General features: G+C 34.6%; 15 protein-coding genes and 1 pseudogene. 13 read left to right on the forward strand and 3 right to left on the reverse strand.

Annotated elements, in window-relative coordinates; genetic code table 11:
* Positions 1-4 precede the first annotated feature (4 nt).
* The 4 genes and pseudogenes from murQ to C7377_RS08065 all read left to right on the forward strand — a co-directional run.
* Positions 5-808 (forward strand): N-acetylmuramic acid 6-phosphate etherase, encoded by an 804-nt coding sequence (gene murQ, locus C7377_RS08055; protein WP_116496843.1) that lies wholly within the window; start codon positions 5-7, stop codon positions 806-808.
* Positions 809-882: 74 nt separating this feature from the next.
* Positions 883-1,050: a hypothetical protein gene (locus tag C7377_RS09600; RefSeq protein ID WP_207778456.1), complete on the forward strand. Its 168-nt coding sequence runs from the start codon at positions 883-885 to the stop codon at positions 1,048-1,050.
* A 41-nt stretch (positions 1,051-1,091) separates the two neighbouring features.
* Complete coding sequence (locus tag C7377_RS09605) at positions 1,092-1,442, forward strand: hypothetical protein (RefSeq protein WP_207778457.1); 351 nt, start codon at positions 1,092-1,094, stop codon at positions 1,440-1,442.
* Between the two features lie 180 nt (positions 1,443-1,622).
* A pseudogene (locus C7377_RS08065) lies at positions 1,623-2,228 on the forward strand (SIMPL domain-containing protein); the annotation flags it as partial.
* Between the two features lie 58 nt (positions 2,229-2,286).
* Here the strand turns inward: C7377_RS08065 and C7377_RS08070 are convergent.
* Positions 2,287-3,561 (reverse strand): uracil-xanthine permease family protein, encoded by a 1,275-nt coding sequence (locus C7377_RS08070; protein ID WP_116496845.1) that lies wholly within the window; start codon positions 3,559-3,561, stop codon positions 2,287-2,289.
* Between the two features lie 231 nt (positions 3,562-3,792).
* Here C7377_RS08070 and C7377_RS08075 point away from each other — a divergent pair, with 231 nt between their 5' ends.
* From C7377_RS08075 to C7377_RS08085, 3 genes are all read left to right on the forward strand, one after another.
* Complete coding sequence (locus C7377_RS08075; RefSeq protein ID WP_133241478.1) at positions 3,793-4,122, forward strand: hypothetical protein; 330 nt, start codon at positions 3,793-3,795, stop codon at positions 4,120-4,122.
* Positions 4,123-4,225: 103 nt separating this feature from the next.
* Positions 4,226-4,567 (forward strand): hypothetical protein, encoded by a 342-nt coding sequence (locus C7377_RS08080; protein WP_116496847.1) that lies wholly within the window; start codon positions 4,226-4,228, stop codon positions 4,565-4,567.
* Positions 4,568-4,572: 5 nt separating this feature from the next.
* Complete coding sequence (locus C7377_RS08085; protein WP_116496848.1) at positions 4,573-5,394, forward strand: DUF4249 family protein; 822 nt, start codon at positions 4,573-4,575, stop codon at positions 5,392-5,394.
* On the opposite strand, the gene ppk1 is transcribed toward C7377_RS08085, so the two are convergent.
* Together ppk1 and prmA are read right to left on the reverse strand one after the other, a co-directional pair.
* A complete protein-coding gene (gene ppk1 / locus C7377_RS08090) occupies positions 5,391-7,451 on the reverse strand; it encodes a polyphosphate kinase 1 (protein WP_116496849.1) in 2,061 nt (686 codons plus the stop codon). The two genes, C7377_RS08085 and ppk1, sit on opposite strands and share 4 nt — an antisense overlap.
* Before the next feature lie 38 nt (positions 7,452-7,489).
* Entirely contained in the window at positions 7,490-8,320 is an 831-nt protein-coding gene (gene prmA / locus C7377_RS08095; RefSeq protein ID WP_116496850.1) for a 50S ribosomal protein L11 methyltransferase, read from the reverse strand.
* Positions 8,321-8,435: 115 nt separating this feature from the next.
* Here prmA and C7377_RS08100 point away from each other — a divergent pair, with 115 nt between their 5' ends.
* From C7377_RS08100 to cas9, 6 genes are all read left to right on the forward strand, one after another.
* Positions 8,436-10,271, forward strand: coding sequence for a 2-oxoacid:acceptor oxidoreductase subunit alpha (locus C7377_RS08100; protein ID WP_116496851.1), 1,836 nt, complete (start codon positions 8,436-8,438; stop codon positions 10,269-10,271).
* A gap of 10 nt (positions 10,272-10,281) precedes the next feature.
* Positions 10,282-11,301 carry a 2-oxoacid:ferredoxin oxidoreductase subunit beta gene (locus tag C7377_RS08105; RefSeq protein ID WP_116496852.1) on the forward strand — a complete coding sequence of 340 codons (1,020 nt, stop codon included), beginning with the start codon at positions 10,282-10,284 and terminating at the stop codon, positions 11,299-11,301.
* A 29-nt stretch (positions 11,302-11,330) separates the two neighbouring features.
* Entirely contained in the window at positions 11,331-11,900 is a 570-nt protein-coding gene (locus C7377_RS08110; protein WP_116496853.1) for a GNAT family N-acetyltransferase, read from the forward strand.
* A 75-nt stretch (positions 11,901-11,975) separates the two neighbouring features.
* On the forward strand, positions 11,976-14,108 hold the full coding sequence (locus C7377_RS08115) for an FUSC family membrane protein (protein ID WP_116496854.1): 2,133 nt from the start codon (positions 11,976-11,978) through the stop codon (positions 14,106-14,108).
* 168 nt (positions 14,109-14,276) lie between these two features.
* Entirely contained in the window at positions 14,277-14,444 is a 168-nt protein-coding gene (locus tag C7377_RS08120; protein WP_116496855.1) for a 4Fe-4S binding protein, read from the forward strand.
* A gap of 260 nt (positions 14,445-14,704) precedes the next feature.
* The gene (gene cas9 / locus C7377_RS08125; protein WP_116496856.1) at positions 14,705-18,907 is read left to right on the forward strand and encodes a type II CRISPR RNA-guided endonuclease Cas9; all 4,203 of its coding nucleotides are present in this window, start codon (positions 14,705-14,707) and stop codon (positions 18,905-18,907) included.
* Positions 18,908-18,917 lie beyond the last annotated feature (10 nt).

Raw genomic sequence — 18,917 nt, forward strand, 5'->3', positions numbered from 1 at the left:
AACTATGAAAAACATCACAGAATCTTCATCCGAATATGAACATCTTGACGAAATGAGCGTAAGCGCTCTATTGGAGGGGATGAATGAAGAAGATCGCAAAGTTTATGAAGCGATACAAAAAACACTCCCAGAAATAGAAAAGCTTGTAAAGGCAATCGTACCACGCATAAAAGAAGGTGGACGTGTATTTTATATAGGTGCGGGTACTAGCGGTCGATTAGGTGTATTAGATGCCTCAGAACTTCCTCCTACTTTTGGTGTTTCTGATGGTATTTTCATTGGATTGATCGCCGGGGGTGATATTGCACTGCGTAAAGCGGTAGAAAATGCTGAAGATGATACGAAACAAGCTTGGAAAACTCTTCAAGATTATGAGATTAACGAAAAAGATGTTGTTATTGGCATCGCTGCTTCGGGAACAACTCCCTATGTAATTGGAGGTGTGAAAACAGCCCGAGATAATGGCTTGCTTACTGCCTGCATTACTTGCAACCCAAACTCTCCTCTTGGGAAAGCCGTTGATATTCCTATTGAAGCTGTTGTAGGCAGTGAATTTGTTACGGGAAGTACACGGTTAAAATCAGGAACGGCACAAAAAATGATCTTGAATATGATAAGTACTGTAACGATGATACAATTAGGAAAAGTATCAGGAAACAAAATGGTTCATATGCAATTGACTAATCAAAAATTGGTAGAGCGTGGTAGCCGAATGCTTATGGATGAGTTAGATATTTCTTATAATGAAGCCAAAAAATTACTAAGACAACATGGTAGTGTTTCTGCAGCTTTGAATTCCAAAAGATAATCAACTTTGTTTTGCAAATCTATTATTATCTTGAATCCAAATTTTATATAATATATAGTTAAAACGAAATCTATATGAAAAAAGCATTACTAGTCCTAATTTTTTGTACATCAGTATTCATAGCCAAATCACAAAACGCAAGTGTAGAAAAATCTGTTTATGGAATCCAAATAGGATTTTTAGGCGTTTATGCACACAATGAAAGTTACCTAACAGATAATATGCCCTTCGCACAGAAGTAGGATTAGATTCAGGTATTTGGTGGGGTAAAGCTTACGATGGAGTGAGCTTTGTAATGGCACCTGCTTTTACTGTAGAACCGAGATATTATTACAACCTGAATAAACGGATAAATAAGGCACGAAGTATCACTGGGAATAGTGGCAATTTTATTTCTTTGAAGACAACTTTTCATCCGGATTGGTTCTTAATTTCCAATGAAGATAATGTAAATGTAGTGAGTGATATCTCGTTTGTTCCAACTTGGGGAATTAGAAGAACTATTGGAATGCACTTTTGTTATGAAGCTGGTTTTGGCATTGGCTATCGACGCTATCTACAAAGTGATGGATATTATGGTGATAAAGATTATGTAGCTGTAAACCTGCACTTAAGGATTGGCTATAAGTTTTAATTCATTATTTTTCATTTTTGGCAAAGGTTTTGCTTTTATTAAAAATAAAAACTTGGTATTATGAAATATTTTATTGGAATTCTCAGTTTTTTATTATTTACAGCTTGCCAAAATAACTCCACTATTGAGCATTCGAAATTTAAAACGATAATGCTCAAGTTATCTTGAGAAGTTGAGGTATTACCTGACCAAGCAAGTTTTTCTATTGATTTAGAATGTCTGGATAAATCCATTAAAAAATCCAAAAACTGTTTAATTGAAAAATCGAATAAATTGAATGAGCAACTGCAGTCGTTGGGCGTAAATAAAAACGACATCCTTACGATGAATATCAATCTTCGCAAAAGTTATAAATGGTGGAACAATTCACGTATTTTTGAAGGCTACAAAAGTTCAACCAGTTTAATTGTAACAGTAAAAGATATTGACATATTAGATGGTATTTATACTCAAATTTTAGATCATAAAAATCTTTCTATTGGAAGGCTTAGTTTTACCCATTCAAACATGGACAGTTTAAGAAATGATGCCTACATAAAAGCATTAGAAAAGTCAGCTATTCTTGCCGATAAACTTTTAGATAAGCTTCCTGAGTCTGGAAAAGAGATAGTAAAGATAGGTAATGTAAAAATTTCATCTTCAACACCTAATCCAAGAGTTGAATATCGGTCTGATTCATATAAAACAATAATGGAAGAAGCTGAAGTTGCTTATGAAACGTTAGAGATAAACAAAGGTACTATTAAGGTAAATGCGACATTATTTGTAGAATATCAAATACAATAAAAACATCCTATTCTCTAGATAAAAGAATAGGATATCTAATTTTTAGTTAAAACGAGTCTTAGTTTTCTAATTGAGACTCTTTTCTTTTGGGTAAAATTAAGTTCAAAAGTACCCCTACGATACTTGCCAAACCAATCCCAGAAAATTCTGCTTTGATGTTTCCCATCTGTATTCCTTGCTCGGCAAGCCACTGAGTCATTGCATCAGGAAGATGCATTGGTAAAACAGCTCCACCTATTCCTATAACGAGAATGACAGATGCAATCACTTGATTTCGAGTATTGTCAAAATCAATTTTATTACTAATCAGTGTTTTGATACCTACCGAGGCTATCATTCCGAATAGTAACAACATCACTCCTCCCAAAACGGCTTGTGGTATTGTTGTCAATGCAGCTGCTACCACTCCAATGAATGAAAAAATAATAGCTGTAATGGCAGTAATACGTAACACTCTAGGGTCAGTTACTTTAGTTAATTGCACAGCTCCAGTAACTTCTGAGTAAGTCGTATTTGGAGGCCCTCCAAGACAAGCAGCTACTAATGTTGCCACACCATCACCAAGAATCGTTTTATGGAGTCCCGGTTTTTTGACAAAATCCTTTCCCGCAACATTACTTACCGCATAGATATCACCAACGTGTTCTACTAATGGTGCTACCGCGACAGGAAGCATAAACAAAATTGCGCCCCAATTAAACTCAGGAAAAACAAGTCGAGGAGCTTCTAGAACAGGTGCTTGAGTTATGACATGATAATCGACTTTCCCTAACAACATAGCTACAATGTAGCCCACCAGCAATGCAATAAAAATAGGGATTAACTTTATAAACCCTTTACCAAACATAACTACGATAATGGCTGTGGCTAATGTTATCAATGCTAGAACCCAATCACTGCGTGACATATCTACAGCAACGGGTGCTAATGACAAACCAATCAGCATAATTACAGGCCCTACTACGATAGGTGGGAAAAGTCGGGTAATGACTCTAAGTCCAAAAGCTCTTACCAAAAATGAAAATATCACATAGAATACACCAACAGCTATCAATCCTGATAGTGTCCCTGCATATCCATACGCATTGATAGAGGCAATAATCGGTGCAATAAATGCAAAACTACTTCCTAAAAAAATCGGAATACGTCCTTTGGTGATTAAGTGAAAAATAAGTGTACCCACCCCGGCTGTAAATAACGCTGTAGTGGTTGAAAAGTCTTCTCCAGTACTTTGAGAAATAAGAATAGGAACTAGAACAGTAGCACCAAATGCAACGAAAAGAAACTGCATCCCTAAAGCTACCCTTCTTAGAGGGTTTTTGATAGTTTCCATAGAAAGATTTCTTTCAAAGTTAATCGTTAAGACTATTTTCTCCAAAAGATTATAAATATTTAAGATTCAAATCAATTTAAAATATAGCTTCAACTAATTGACAATCAGATGTTTTATAGTTATAAAAAAGAAAAGATATTTTTGCAGATTTTTAATAGGGGTTTTTAATAAAGTTGCGTCTTATATATGTATGAGAACAAAAACATAAACTTAATTTTAAAAATAAAAAAAATGAAAACAATTGTAAAAACCACAGTACTTTTAGCAACTTTGATTTTAGGAGCTACAACTTTGAATGCACAAAATGCGTATAAAACAAACAGACATGAGATCAGACCATTTTATGGAACTGCTTATGCATCAAGTGACACTGATATCTTTGCCAACACTCTTTCCAACGGACTGCTAGGCATTGCAGAAAAGTCAGAAACAACAACTTTCGGTATGGCAGGGATAGGCTATCGTTATCACATCAAGCGATTAGCTTTAGGAGTGGATTTAGGTTATTCAACAGCAACTGAGGAGTTGTTCAAAAAAAGAAAAAGATGCGAAACCTTTTGAAACAAAAAAAATCAAGAGATACTTCCCTAATGCTCTCACTCCTACCCATATTTTAATGTTAACTACAGAATATTCATTTAATAAAATACACAGCATTTCTTTAATGTGGGAATATAATACAGAACGCTATATAAGTATTCCTATTTATGAAATTGCAAATATCGATAATGTGATAAATGATGATTCTCCTAGTATAAAAAACTACGTTTATGGTGACATAAATGGTTTTCAACTAAAAGATAATTATCGAATTGACGCTGGATATACATTTCAAATAAAAGGGAAGAAATATGCTAAGCATATTTTAAAGACGGGCATTTATAGTTTAGTGGGTAAAGCTGCTCCTTTTCGTGCAACATCAAGCGTTTTTGAAGGCGAAGTTAATATTGAAGAGGTAGCTCTCCCCTCTCCAATGCCATATGTTAGTTATACTTTTAAATTCTAAACAAGATGAAAACTATATATCTTTTATGCTCAATAATACTTTTCTTCAGTTCTTGCAGTAACGAATATACACCTCCACCCCAGCAGAAGGAAAATGTTCCAGTTGTATTAGGAGAAGCTGTGCAAAATGAGTATTTTAAAATTACCTTAACAAATGCAAGAAATAGAACATATCCTGAAAATAAGAGTGTTGTTTCTATTAAAGAAGTGAGTCTTTGGGATAGTTCTAATAATTTTCTAGATAAATTGGCTGCACAAGGAAATAATAAAAGGAAATCGAACCAAAAAGCAGAGGCTGGCAAAAGTTATATTTTAAAGTTTAAATATGACAATGAAGAAATAACAGCAAAGACAACAATACCTTCTTCTTTCACAGCTAACATTCATAGGAAGACACAGCTTTCTAATGATTCTTTATTAGTTGAGTTATCCATAAAAAATAATGCATCAAGCACTGATGATTCATTTTATGTAATAGAGTGTTGGGCATCTATTAATAAAAAACAAACTAAATTACCCTTTGCAAATAATGACTCTTTTATACATAATAATAAGTACGGAATGCTTTCTTCTCCTTTTAAACGTTTGTTTTTCAGTAGTACATCACCACAACAATTAAGTATAAAATTTTTAAGCAATATCTACCTTTATTTTAAAGATGGTGATTCTTTGATTATTAAGATAAAAAGCGTCAATCCTGATTATTATAAATACTTATATAATACAGAAATTCAACTTCAAAACGAAGAGTTTTATCTCCCTAATAACGCCAATGGTTATTTAGGCGTTTGGGGAGGAGCTTACGAGGAAACCCTTACAATCTTTTAGTTTTTATTTTCTAATCCTTGAACATAATCACACATTTCCGCCTGTGCTCGAATAGCTGGAGTATTAGGTTCTCTTTCGATTCTCACATTTTCCAATTTCTCATTGACAAGACAAGCAGAAAGATTATCAGCCAATTGTATATCTAAGAAGTCTTTTATTTGTTTTTTTAATGGTTCATCAACTATTGGGAATGCACTCTCTATACGTCTGTGCATATTTCTGTTCATCAAATCAGCTGAAGAAAGATAAAATTCCTCGTCACCATCATTATAAAAATAAAAAACTCTTGCATGTTCGAGAAAGCGATCGACAATACGAATAATTTTGATGTTTTTGCTGTATTTCTGATTAGGGACTAAACAGCAAATACCTCTGACAATTAAATCGACCTTTACCCCTGCCAAACTGGCTTCATAGAGCTTTTCAATTACATTCTTCTCTTGCAAACCATTCATTTTCAAAATCATATGGGCTTTTTTGCCATCTTTTTTATTTTTGATTTCTCGCTCTATTAATTTTATGATATTCTTATAAAGATTGAATTGTCCTATGAAAAGATGCTTGAAACGAGGTGAGGTATTTTGATTTTCAAGGTAATCAAACAAATTAACTAAATCAGTAATGATTTCTGGCTTCTTGGTAAAATAACCGATATCAGAATACAAGGTTGCCGTCTTTTCATTAAAATTACCAGTACTTAAAAATGCATAATTTGTGCTGTCTCCTTTGCGTAAAACTAAGGCGACTTTAGCATGAACTTTTATACCCGGGATACTGTAGATAATTTTGATACCTGCATGTTGCATTTCTTTTGCAAAATGCAGGTTTGCAGTTTCGTCAAAGCGGGCTTTCACTTCTACAAAAACAGTGACCTCTTTACCATTTCGTGCGGCACCAATCAATGCTTCAACAACTGCTGAGTTTTTGGCTACACGGTATTGTGTTACCATTATTTTTTCAACTTTAGGGTCTATTGCTGCTTCATTAAGCATTCTAATCACATAATGATAAGAGTGATATGGGAAATGCAATAAATATTCCTTTTTCTTTAGTGCTTTTAAAATTGTATTTGCTTCATCTAACTCTTTCACATTGAGATGGTGAAATTTCTCTCTCTCCATTTCAGGATAAAACGGGTTGGGGAATGAAAATAAATCATTCAATTTAAGATACTTGCCAGCTTCCAACATGTCTGTATAGATCAATTTGAAATTGTCCTTTAAGACTTCCACCATTCGTGCAGGCATATTATGATCATAAGAAAAACGAGAATATTCTCCTACTTCTCTTCTCAATACGTTTTTCTCAATATTGTCGATAATATCTCCATCTAATTCATCTTCTACCTCAAAATCTGCATCGCGCGTAACCATAAATGTATGGGCTTTGTCAATTGTATAGCCTGGAAATAGCGAGCTTAAATTATAACGAACGATGTCGTCCAAAAACATGATAAAATGACGTCCATCTCTTTGGGGTATTTCAATAAATCTATCAAAATGATGACTCGGAATGCGAACAATAGCGTACCGTGGCTGTGGTTTGGATGCTTTTGACTTTTTCTTATAAAGTCTAAGCAGATAATATGGCACATTATTCTGCAAGAATGGGTTCACTCTATCCTTGAGCAAAAGCATAGGGTGAGTATGAGGAATTAATGCATCATGAAAAAGCTCGGTGATATACGACTTCTGATTCTCATCCAGTTTTTTGAAATCACGGACTAAATATATGTTATTTGATTTCAACTTTTCAATTACATCATCAAAAATCTGATTAAATTCTTGGAGGTGACTATTTACCGTTTTTCTAATTTCATTGAGGATCTTACCAGGTTTAGTATCACCGTTGCCTATATCTTCAGAAAGTCGTTGCAACTTTTTGTATGAGGCAACCCTTACACTAAAAAATTCCTCAAGGTTGTTTGAATAAATAGCTAAGAAATTGATACGTTCATACAACGGCAACTCTTCAGACTTTGCTTCATCCAAAACTCGTTTATTGAAAGACAACCAACTTAATTCTCTATTAAAGAAACGATAGGTATTCGTAGGCATAATTCCGTATTTAAAATTTTGAACATTAAAGATATAAATTATTTTCGCACACTCAGCAATACCCACTCATTTAGCACAGTCTTTTCACAATTTGTTAACGCTGATTTTTCGATAGCTTCTTCTAATTTTGGAACATCTTGCTCAAGAAAACCGCTCAATAGCAAGACACCATCATCATGTAGTCTGCTTGCGTATTTATGCATATCTTGTAATAAAACATTCCTATTGATATTGGCTAAAATAATATCAAATGGTTTTTCATCAACATTGTCTATTGTTCCCTTCAGAATGGAAAATCGACCTTCTACTTTATTCAGTTTCTGATTCTCGAAGGCATTTTCATATGCATTGGAGTCTATATCTACACCGACTACATTAGCACCCTGTTTTGCAACAAATAAAGACAAAATCCCAGTGCCATATCCCACATCTAACACTTTTTTAGCAGTCAAATCCATTTTTAACAATGCCTCTAGCATAAGGCTGGTTGTTTCATGGTGACCTGTCCCAAACGACATTTGAGGATTAATAATAATCTCATATGGAATATTAGGTATAGACTCGTGAAATGTGCTCCTTACCAATAGTTTATCAGCGATAATCACAGGTTTATAATTTTCCTCCCAAAGCTGATTCCAATTTTTATCTTCCAATTTTCTCCACTTATAATCAAAACTCAAAGTAGGCACCGATTGCTTCAACTCATCTAGCGCTTCTTTATTAAAATCACTAGCTGTGATATAGGCATCTACTCCACTGAGGTGTTCTTCAAAACCCTCATAGCCCATTTCGTTAAGATAAGCGATAAGGATCTCATTTGTTTCCTTTTTAATCTTGTGATTGGTAAAGCTGACAACAATATATTCCATTTTCTATCCTATAAGTTTCGGTATTTGACAAAAATACAAGATAAAACTCATTTTTCGTTGGCATTTCCGCTAAAGTTCATAACTTTGTTTTTCATATAATAAAAATCACAACCTAATGGAAAAAGTAATAAAAGTCCTAGAAAAGGATCATATTGTCATACGATTTTCTGGAGACTCAGGAGATGGGATGCAGCTAACAGGGACACAATTTGCAGCTACTTCTGCCCTCTTTGGAAATGATATTTCAACTTTCCCAGATTATCCTGCGGAAATACGTGCACCACAAGGCACTATTGGTGGTGTTTCCGGATTTCAATTACATATTGGACAAAAAACTGTTTATACTCCTGGAGATTTTGCTGATGTGCTCGTTGCTATGAACCCAGCGGCATTACGTGCAAATTTGAAAACAGTCGCAAAAAATGCTGTTATCATTGTCAATAAAGATGCATTTACTGCTAAAAATATTGAGAAGGCAGGCTATACAGAAAATCCTCTAGAGAACGGTTCATTAGAACAATATAAAGTTATTTCGGTGCCAATCTCGAGTTTGACTAAAGAGGCGCTTTCTGAGTTTGACATAGATGCAAAAACAATAGACCGCTCTAAGAACATGTTTGCTTTAGGTCTTACCTATTGGCTTTTTGAGAAAGAACTCACTCATACTGATAGTTTTTTAGACAAGAAGTTTAAAAAGAAAGGTAACATTGCAGCAATCAACAAAAAAGTACTAAGAGCTGGTTATAACTATGGAGAAGCAACCCATGTAACTGCTAATCATTACGTTATAGCTCCGGCAAAAATAAAGAAAGGTACGTACCGAACGATTACTGGAAATGAAGCGACAGCATGGGGACTAATGGCGGCCACTGAAAAAGCTAACTTACCTTTATTCTGCGGTTCTTACCCTATAACACCAGCTACGGATATTTTGCAATATTTAGCAGCTTACAAAGAATTAGGCATCAAGACTTTCCAAGCAGAAGACGAAATTGCTGGAATATGTACGGCTATTGGTGCTTCCTTTGCCGGAAATCTGGCTGTCACCACAACATCAGGCCCCGGCTTGGCTTTGAAAACCGAAGCTGCAGGTCTGGCAGTGATGACCGAACTACCACTGGTTATTATTGATGTACAGCGTGGAGGTCCATCTACAGGTTTACCTACCAAGACAGAACAATCGGACTTGCTTCAAGCTATTCATGGAAGAAACGGTGAAAGTCCTTTAATAGTGATGGCAGCAAGTACTCCTACAAATTGTTTTGATTATGCTTATTATGCTGCAAAACTTACGCTTGAGCATATGACACCTGTTATATTACTCACTGACGGTTTTATTGCCAATGGTGCAGAACCTTGGCGTATCCCGTCTATGGACGTTATACCAGAAATCAAACCACGAATTGCTTCATTGGATAAAGAATATCAACCTTATCAGCGAGACGAAAAAACCTTAGCAAGAGAATGGGCGTTCCCAGGAATGAAAGGACTTGAGCACCGTATTGGTGGTTTGGAAAAGGAAAATATAACCGGACATGTATCGCACTCTCCTTTGAATCATCAAATAATGAGTGACTTAAGAAAAGAGAAGGTAGAACGAGTAGCCGATAGCATTCCTGATCAAAAAATATACGGAAAAGACAATGCTGAGACCCTTATTGTAGGCTGGGGAGGTACTTTTGGTCATTTGCTAACAGCCGTTGAACAATTGGTTGATGAAGGACATGATGTGGCTTTAGCTCAATTTAACTATATCCATCCTCTTCCAAAAAACACAAAAGAGCTATTTAAAGACAGAAAGAATATCCTAGTTTGTGAGCTTAACCAAGGACAATTTCTTGAGTACCTAAGAGGACAATTCCCTCATGTTGATTTTAAACAGTACAATAAGTTGCAAGGTTTACCATTTACTGTAAAAGAAATTAAAGAAGCTATCCTTAACTTGAAATAAAGAAAACATTATGACACAGCAATATAAATATACGCCAAAAGATTTTAAAAGTGACCAAGAAGTAAGATGGTGTCCTGGTTGCGGAGATTATGGCATCCTGAATTCTGTACAAAAAGCACTGGCATCTTTACCTTACCCAAAAGAAAACTATGCTGTTATTTCCGGTATTGGTTGTTCTTCACGCTTTCCTTATTATATGAATACCTATGGTTTTCATTCTATACATGGACGTGCAGCAGCAATTGCTTCAGGAGTTAAAACAGCTAATCCGGAGTTGAAAGTAATACAGATTTCCGGTGATGGAGATGCCTTAGCGATTGGAGGTAATCACTTTATCCACACTATTCGCAGGAATATAGATATCACGATGATTGTTTTTAATAATGAGATCTACGGGCTTACAAAAGGGCAATACTCTCCTACTTCAAAATTAGGTAAACAAACAAAAACTTCACCTGAAGGAACCATTGAAAAACCTTTCCGAGTTGCCGAATTGGCACTTGGTGCTAGGGCTCGTTTCTTCGCTCGCAGTTTAGACATTAACATCAAACTATCATCAAGCATCATAACAGAAGCTATAGAACATAAGAGCACAGCCGTTATCGAAATTTTACAAAATTGTGTAATTTTCAATGATAAAACACATAGAGCCTTTTATGACAAAGAGAATAAGTTGAACAACTTTATTATTTTAGAAGATGGTAAACGAATGATTTTCGGAAAGAATCATGACAGGGGACTTAGACTTGATGATAATGGATTCATAGAGGTTGTTGAAATCGGCAAGAATGGCATTACTGAAGAAGATATATTAATTCATGATGTGGCTAATCCAAATCCTATGATTCATTGGCAATTAGCAGATATGGCATATCCAGAATATCCGGTAGCTTTAGGTATCATTCGTAAAGTAGAAGACAAAACTTATTCAGAGGAGTTGGAAAAACTGATAAATGCTAAGAAAGAGAAATCTTCCTTCAAATCAGTAGAAGATGTTCTTACTAGCGGTGAAACTTGGGAAGTAGAATAGTCTTGCTAATAGAAATATAAAACATCTTTATGTCTTTGGATATAAAAAGAATACCCATACAGCCAAACAGCTCTGATTTTGAAGAGATATGGGATATTTATATCAATTCTTTTCCTGAAGAGGAACGAAGGCATAGAGATGCACAAGAAAATCTTATCAAGGAAATCCCTTACTATCATTGTGAGGGATTATTCGATTCAAAAAAAATAATTGGTTTATTTTTCTGGTGGGATTTTCCAATGACCCGTTTTATCGAACACTTTGCTACCCATACAGAATATAGAAATAAAGGGATAGGCAAAGTGGTGATGAATGATTTTATGCCTGAAAAAGACACACCTATTATTTTAGAGGTTGAACTGCCTGAAGATGAGCTTCAACAGAGGAGAATTAAATTTTACCAGCGCTTAGGGTTTCATATTAATGCAATAGAATATCTTCAAGCCCCCTATCGTGTCGGGGAACCATTTAGCTCTCTATTATTAGCGTCTTATCCAACACCGCTTACCCCTAGCCTTTCTTCCTATTTCGCTTCAGATTGTCTGCCTATTATCTATCTTGAACATTATCATTCAATAAGGCAAAGAAATCGTGAATAATCAGTTTGTGACTTGGCATAAGTCATAAAAATGTAACTTTGCAACTTCAATTAACCCAATAGAATAGGCCAGCTCATGAAAGAATCATGGAATAAAGTCCGCAATAAGATAGAGGTTCTTTGGATAAATGTTTTTTGGCAATATCCACAAAGGCTTCTTGCTCTAAAGATAGCTATTGCCGTTGCTTTGCTCATTATTCCATTTGAAATTATAGGAAAACCTTTCTTTGGAATGACACTGGCACTGGGTGCTGTGGCTACGGCTTTGTCTGAAACGGATGACTATCCGAGAGGGCGTATCAAAGCGCTGGCAATTATGTTATTGAGTTTTTTTGTGTCAAGTGCCTCTGTAGAATTATTGCGTCCACATCCGCTCTTATTTGGAATAGGACTCATTGGCTCTACTTTCTTTTTTATTATTCTAGGTGGTATGGGCGAGCGCTACAGGGGAATCACCTTTGGGGCTTTATTGATAGCTATTTACACCATGTTAGGAACGTATTTTGGCAATCCTTGGTACTATCAACCGATATTACTCCCTCTGGGTGGATTAGGATATGGAGTTGTCTCATTGGTGTTGCTTTATATCCGTCCTTGGAGGCTTCTAAAAGAACAACTTGCACAAGGTTATCGAAAATTAGGAGATTATACCGCACACAAGGCAAAATTCTTTCCAAGTGACCCGAAGCTACAAGACACGCTAAGAAATCAGTTAGCTCAAAAAAACATTGCGGTGGTTCAATCAATTGGACAATCTAGAACGGCACTTATCAGCTATGCCAAAGAAGTTAAGGATCATCCGGTTATGCCGATATACTACAATAAATGGTTGCTCTTACAACAAATGCATGAGCGTGTAGCATCTAGCCATGAGCGCTATGACTTATTAAGTCAAGACACCAAAAATCCTCAACTCATAGAAGGCTTTGGGCAATTACTTAAAGAAATCTCTAAAGCAATACAGCAAGTTGGCACTTCGTTACTTACTGATATTCCTTACAAGCACCCTATTTCCTTATCTTGGACAATTACAGCCCTGCATGAGATGATGCAAAGAAGTGAGAGTGATCCACAGTATCCATCACTTAGTTTATTGCTAAAGAATCTTACTGAATTAGAACAAACGCTTCGCACTATAGACGACCAGCGAGTGATTACTTCTATGCCAGATATTGAATATCAATCGCAACCAATAGTAACACGCCTCAAAAAGTTAATGAGGCATACACATCCAAGGTTTCGTTATGCAGTTCGCCTTAGTATTTGTTTTGCCATTGGTTATGCACTCATGTACTTCTTAAAGATAGAAAAGGGAGACTGGATATTACTGACCTCGCTGTTCGTTTGTCAGCAAACCTATAGTGAAACTCGCCAGCGACTATTCGAAAGAGTTATGGGAACAATAGCGGGCGTAATACTAGGGATTTTATTAGCTCAACTGCTTCCTACGCCCACAGGACAAATTATCTTACTAGTAGGCTCTATATATCTCTTTATGATATGGTTACGAAAGAAATATGCAGTTGCTGTTATTTTCATTACCACCTATGTACTTGCAGCTTTTAATATCCAAGCAGATCAAGGAATAGCAGTAATGGGACCACGCATTGTTGATACCTTGATAGGTGCATTCTTAGCTTATTTTGTGGTTCGTTTCATTTGGCCTGATTGGCAATACAAACATCTGCCGGAATTATTGAGAAATGCATTGGCTAAAAATGAAGCCTATTTACAAGCTATTTATACACCCAATTATCCTCCGATGCAGTACCGTGAAAGCAGACAACAAACGCATGAAGCCGATACGGCATTAACACTTGCTTGGCGAGGGATAAAGGTTGAGCCAAAGCGCAAATCATTTTATGAGAAAAAAGCATTTACATTGACTTATCTAAATCATGCCCTATTGTCTTATTTATCAGCCTTAGGAGCCCATGCACAGAATCAACAATTTAATGAAGAAGAACTATCTATATGTAAAAATGTGACTGAGGTTTTGCAACAGGCACAAATATTGTTAGCTGATAAAGACATTTTACCCAATACCCCTTTAGTACTCAGAGAAATAAAAGAATGGGAAGACGTATTGTATGAGCGAAAGAAGGAATCCAACAACAGACGAATCACGTTACTATATAATCTAGCCCATACGGCTAAGGAACTACTAAAAGAGGCACAGTTATTACAGCAAAATAAAGTAACAGCATAGTTTAATGCTTTGGCAGTATATGGACACAATTAACTATCATTATTCTTTTTTAGACTAATATTAAATTAGAAGACAACTTAGTATTTAGACTTGTTCTACCATACCCCCCCATTACTTTTGTAGTAGTGTTTAAGTAACCAAATAATAACTGAAAAAAAATAGAATATTATGGCACATGTTATTGATGATAATTGTATTGCGTGTGGTTCTTGCGAGCCAGAATGTCCAGTAGAAGCAATTAGCCCTGGTGATATTTATGTAATAGATCCTGAAATTTGCACAGATTGTGGTGCTTGCGTGGAAGTATGCCCATCAGATGCAATTTCAGAAGCATAAACGAAGACAAAAAACATCTTGAAAGACTATCCTAAATTTGGATGGTCTTTTTTTTATTCCATATTTTAATTTAATCACTTTACAAACACAAAAAGCGACAAGTCTAAGTTGCCGCTTTAAATGTTTTCACAACGGAATAATCCTTATTGTGAATTGGTTCAATTTTTATCACTACAAATATACAAATTCTTTTCAATAAATGAAATAACGTTTTGGCATATTTTTATTAAATTAGTCTCCATAATTAATTAATAATTGCAATGAAAAGAATATTAGGACTTGATTTAGGGACAAACTCTATCGGTTGGGCATTAGTACACCAATCAGAAGCTAAAGAAGAATTATCAGAAATTATAAAGTTAGGTGTAAGAGTAAATCCTCTAACAGTTGATGAAAAGAGAGATTTTGAAGCTGGACGTCCTTTGTCAACCAATGCAGAAAGAACATCAAAACGTGGAGCAAGACGTAATCTTCAACGCTTTAAGTTAAGACGTAAAAAACTAATTGAAATTTTAATAAAAAACCATTTTATTACTGAGGAGACACCTTTGACGGAGATTGGAAAAGGAACTACTCATCAAAACTTAGAATTACGTGCGAAATCAGCCAGAGAAAAAGTAGAATTAGAAGATTTAGCAAAAATATTTTTAGCCATAAATAAAAAGAGAGGCTATAAAAGTAGTCGTAAGGTTCAGAACGAAGAAGATGACCAACCTATTGATGCAATGTCAATAGCTAAAGAAATATATGAAAAAGAAATTACAGTAGGACAATACGTTCTTAATCTCTTAGAAGAAGATAAAAAATATATTCCTGACTTTTACCGTTCGGATTTACAGCAGGAATTTGATAAAGTTTGGAATTTTCAAAAACGATTTTATCCTGAAATCTTAACAGATGAGTTATACAAAGAGTTGCAGAATAAAAATAAAACACGTACTTGGGCAATCTGCAAAGAGCCTTTTCAACTTGTTGGTATTAGCCTAACAGAAAAAGGTGCAGATCTAAAAAAGAAAAAGTACCAACTTCGTTCGCAAATGATAGCTGAGAAGTTAGATTTAGAATTATTGGCTATTGTACTTCAGGAAATAAATAACGATTTGAATAAATCAAGCGGCTACTTAGGTGCTATTTCAGACAGAAGTAAAGAGCTTTATTTTAATAATGAAACGGTAGGTGAAAATCTTTGGAAGCAAATTAAAGATAATCCTCATACTTCTCTTAAGAATCAAGTCTTCTATAGGCAAGATTATTTGGATGAATTTGAGCAAATTTGGGAAACTCAAGCGAAGTATCATAAGGAACTGACACCTAAATTAAAAGAAGAAATTCGAGATGTAATTATTTTTTATCAACGCAAATTGAAATCACAAAAGAGTTTACTTAGTTTCTGTCAATTTGAGAGCTGGAAAATTGATAAGAAAGATGAAAAAGGCAATATTATACAAAATAAATTAAGTGGTTTGCCAAAGCAACAAAGAATCGGCAGGCGTGTAATTTCAAAGTCGTCTCCCCTATTCCAGGAGTTCAAGATTTGGCAAAATATTAATAATCTTGTTTTTCGAAGAATGTATGGCGCCACTAAAGATTTATTTAACCAAGAAATTCAGACTGACTATATACTTAAAGACGAAGACAGGAATTTACTTTTTGAACAATTAAATATAAGAGGAAAACTTAAAGAGAAAGATGTTTTAAAGACGCTTGGATTGAATGCAAAGCTTTGGAAAACAAATTTCCCTGAAGGTCTTGAAGGAAATCGGACAAATGAAGCATTATATAAGGTTTATAAACTGATTGCAGAAAATGAAGGCTATGGATTTAACTGGGACAGAAAAAATGCAACTGAGATAAAAGAAGAATTGAGTGCGATATTTACGGAAATAGGCATAAATTCAAATATATTAGATTTCGATGCAAATATTGAAGGTGAAGAGTTTGAAAAACAAGCTTCATATCAATTATGGCACTTGCTATATTCCGCAGAAGATGATAACAATACAAAAATATCAGAAGAGGATATTGAAAAATATGGAAATACATCTGTAAATCTAAAAAAGAAACTTTGTGAGAAATTTGGTTTTATCCCCAAGTATGCAAAATTATTGGTAAATATTCCACTGCAACCAGATTATGGCAATCTTTCAAGCAAAGCTATACGTAAGATTATGCCTTATTTACAAGAAGGACATATCTATTCTGAGGCTTGCAGTTTGGCTGGCTATAATCACTCAAATAGCTTAACAAAAGAAGATAATGAAAATAGAGAATTAGCTGATTATTTAGAGTTATTGCCAAAAAACAGCTTAAGGAATCCAGTAGTAGAGAAGATTTTGAATCAAATGGTCAATGTAGTTAATCAAATCATTGACGAATACGGAAAACTCGATGCAATACATATAGAATTGGCCCGTGAGTTGAAAAAGAATGCTAAAGAACGTGAGTTAGCAACTAAAAGGATAAATGAAGCAACAAAACGAAATGAAGAAATTAAAAAGAAAATTTCTGAAGATTTTAATATTCCCAATCCTACACGAAATGATGTCATAAGATACCGACTTTGGGAGGAATTAAAGACAAATGGTTATAAAACTGTCTTTACTAATCAATATATACCTTATGAAAAGCTTTTTTCTAAAGAAATTGAGATTGAGCATATTATGCCTAAAGCTTTAATTTTTGATGATTCTTTTTCAAACAAAACATTAGCTTATCACTCAGAGAACCAAGCTAAAGGAAATAGAACGGCAATCGATTTTATCAGTAACGATAATAGCCTTGACGTTGAAAACTATCAAACAAGAGTAGATTTATTATATGATAATGGAAAAGGAACTATCACCAAAGCTAAACGAAACAAGTTGTTGCTATCGCAAAAGGATTTGCCAGATGGATTTATTGAAAGGGATTTACGCAATAGTCAATATATTGCTAAGCAAGCAAAAAATATGTTGCAAACAGTAGTAAGAGAGCCTGTCGTTTCTACTTCAGGAAATATTACGAATAAATTACGTGAAGATTGGGACTTGATTAATATAATGAAAGAGTTAAATCTTCCTAAATATCGAGCATTGGGTTTAACAGAGTTTGAAGAGAGACTAAATAAACAGACAGGTAAATGCGTCAAGCATGAAGTTATTAAGGACTGGACGAAACGTAATGATCATCGTCATCATGCTATGGATGCTCTAACAGTTGCTTTTACAACACACAATCATATCCAATATTTAAATAATTTGAATGCTCGGAAAGATGAAAATCACGATAAGCATCTAAGTATTCTTAAAATTCAAAACAAGATAACAAAGTATGAAGATAGCAAAAGAAAATTCATAGCACCGATGCCTAATTTCCGTTCTGAAGCCAAAAGGCATATAGAGTCCATTTTAGTTTCTATAAAGAATAAAAATAAAGTTGTTACTATAAATAAAAATTACACAAAAGGAGGCACTGCAAAACCTCAACAAACCTTTACCCCAAGAGGGCAACTACATAAAGAAACCGTGTACGGTAAGTCGAAGCGTTTAATGACAAAACCAACAAAACTAAACAAGAATTTTACCCAGGAGTATTGTCGTCTTATTGCAAACCCATACTTGAAAGGTATTGTTGCTGAACATTTAGCAAAATATAATAATAAACCAGAGATTGCGTTTAGTGCAAAGATATTGAAAAAAGAGCCTATTTTATATAAAGATAATGCTATAAAAGAAGTATTGTGTTACGAAGATATTTTTACTATTCGTAAAACTATAGCACCGGACTTGAAATTGGATAAAGTGATTGACTTGAGGGTGCAAGATGTATTGCAAAATCGCTTAAATGAATATAATGGTAATTCTAAAAAGGCATTTTCTGACATTGAAAAAAATCCTATATGGTTAAATAAAGAAAAAGGAATTGCTATTAAGCGTGTAACCATAACCGGCGTGAGTAATGTCGAAGCTTTGCATACTAAAAAAGACCATTTAGGACAAAACATATTAGACGAGCAAGGTAATACACAGCCTATTAACTATGTTAGTACAGGAAATAATCATCATGTAGCAATATATCGGGATAGTGAAGGAGATTTACAAGAAAAAGTTGTCTCTTTATTTGAGGCAGTAGAGAGAGTTAATCAAAGACTTGCAATTATTGATAAGGAATATAAGAAAGATTTAGGCTGGGAGTTTTTATTTACAATGAAGCAAAATGAAATGTTTGTTTTTCCGACAGAAGATTTTAAACCTCATGAGATTGATTTATTAGATATTGAAAATGCAGACAGAATAAGTCCACATTTATTTAGGGTACAGAAAATCGGCTCTAAAGATTATTGGTTCAGACATCATTTAGAAACTACAATAACAAATAATCTAAACTTCACCTATTGCAGAGTAACAAGTACAAAACCATTAGAAGGAATTGTAAAAGTTAGGATTAACCACATTGGCGAAATAGTTCAAGCTGGAGAATATTAAAATAAAACAA

The sequence above is a fragment of the Balneicella halophila genome (genome assembly GCF_003096835.1).
In the GTDB taxonomy this organism is placed as follows: domain Bacteria; phylum Bacteroidota; class Bacteroidia; order Bacteroidales; family Balneicellaceae; genus Balneicella; species Balneicella halophila.

Bases quoted from the DNA above. Each gene is read 5' to 3' on its own strand.
- C7377_RS08120 (WP_116496855.1), top strand. From the start codon at position 14,277: ATGGCACATGTTATTGATGATAATTGTATTGCGTGTGGTTCTTGCGAG.
- prmA (WP_116496850.1), bottom strand. From the start codon at position 8,320: ATGGAATATATTGTTGTCAGCTTTACCAATCACAAGATTAAAAAGGAA.
- ppk1 (WP_116496849.1), bottom strand. From the start codon at position 7,451: ATGCCTACGAATACCTATCGTTTCTTTAATAGAGAATTAAGTTGGTTG.
- C7377_RS08100 (WP_116496851.1), top strand. From the start codon at position 8,436: ATGGAAAAAGTAATAAAAGTCCTAGAAAAGGATCATATTGTCATACGA.
- C7377_RS09600 (WP_207778456.1), top strand. From the start codon at position 883: ATGAAAAAAGCATTACTAGTCCTAATTTTTTGTACATCAGTATTCATA.
- C7377_RS08080 (WP_116496847.1), top strand. From the start codon at position 4,226: ATGTGGGAATATAATACAGAACGCTATATAAGTATTCCTATTTATGAA.
- C7377_RS08070 (WP_116496845.1), bottom strand. From the start codon at position 3,561: ATGGAAACTATCAAAAACCCTCTAAGAAGGGTAGCTTTAGGGATGCAG.
- C7377_RS08115 (WP_116496854.1), top strand. From the start codon at position 11,976: ATGAAAGAATCATGGAATAAAGTCCGCAATAAGATAGAGGTTCTTTGG.
- murQ (WP_116496843.1), top strand. From the start codon at position 5: ATGAAAAACATCACAGAATCTTCATCCGAATATGAACATCTTGACGAA.
- C7377_RS08110 (WP_116496853.1), top strand. From the start codon at position 11,331: ATGTCTTTGGATATAAAAAGAATACCCATACAGCCAAACAGCTCTGAT.
- C7377_RS08085 (WP_116496848.1), top strand. From the start codon at position 4,573: ATGAAAACTATATATCTTTTATGCTCAATAATACTTTTCTTCAGTTCT.
- C7377_RS08105 (WP_116496852.1), top strand. From the start codon at position 10,282: ATGACACAGCAATATAAATATACGCCAAAAGATTTTAAAAGTGACCAA.
- cas9 (WP_116496856.1), top strand. From the start codon at position 14,705: ATGAAAAGAATATTAGGACTTGATTTAGGGACAAACTCTATCGGTTGG.
- C7377_RS08075 (WP_133241478.1), top strand. From the start codon at position 3,793: ATGAAAACAATTGTAAAAACCACAGTACTTTTAGCAACTTTGATTTTA.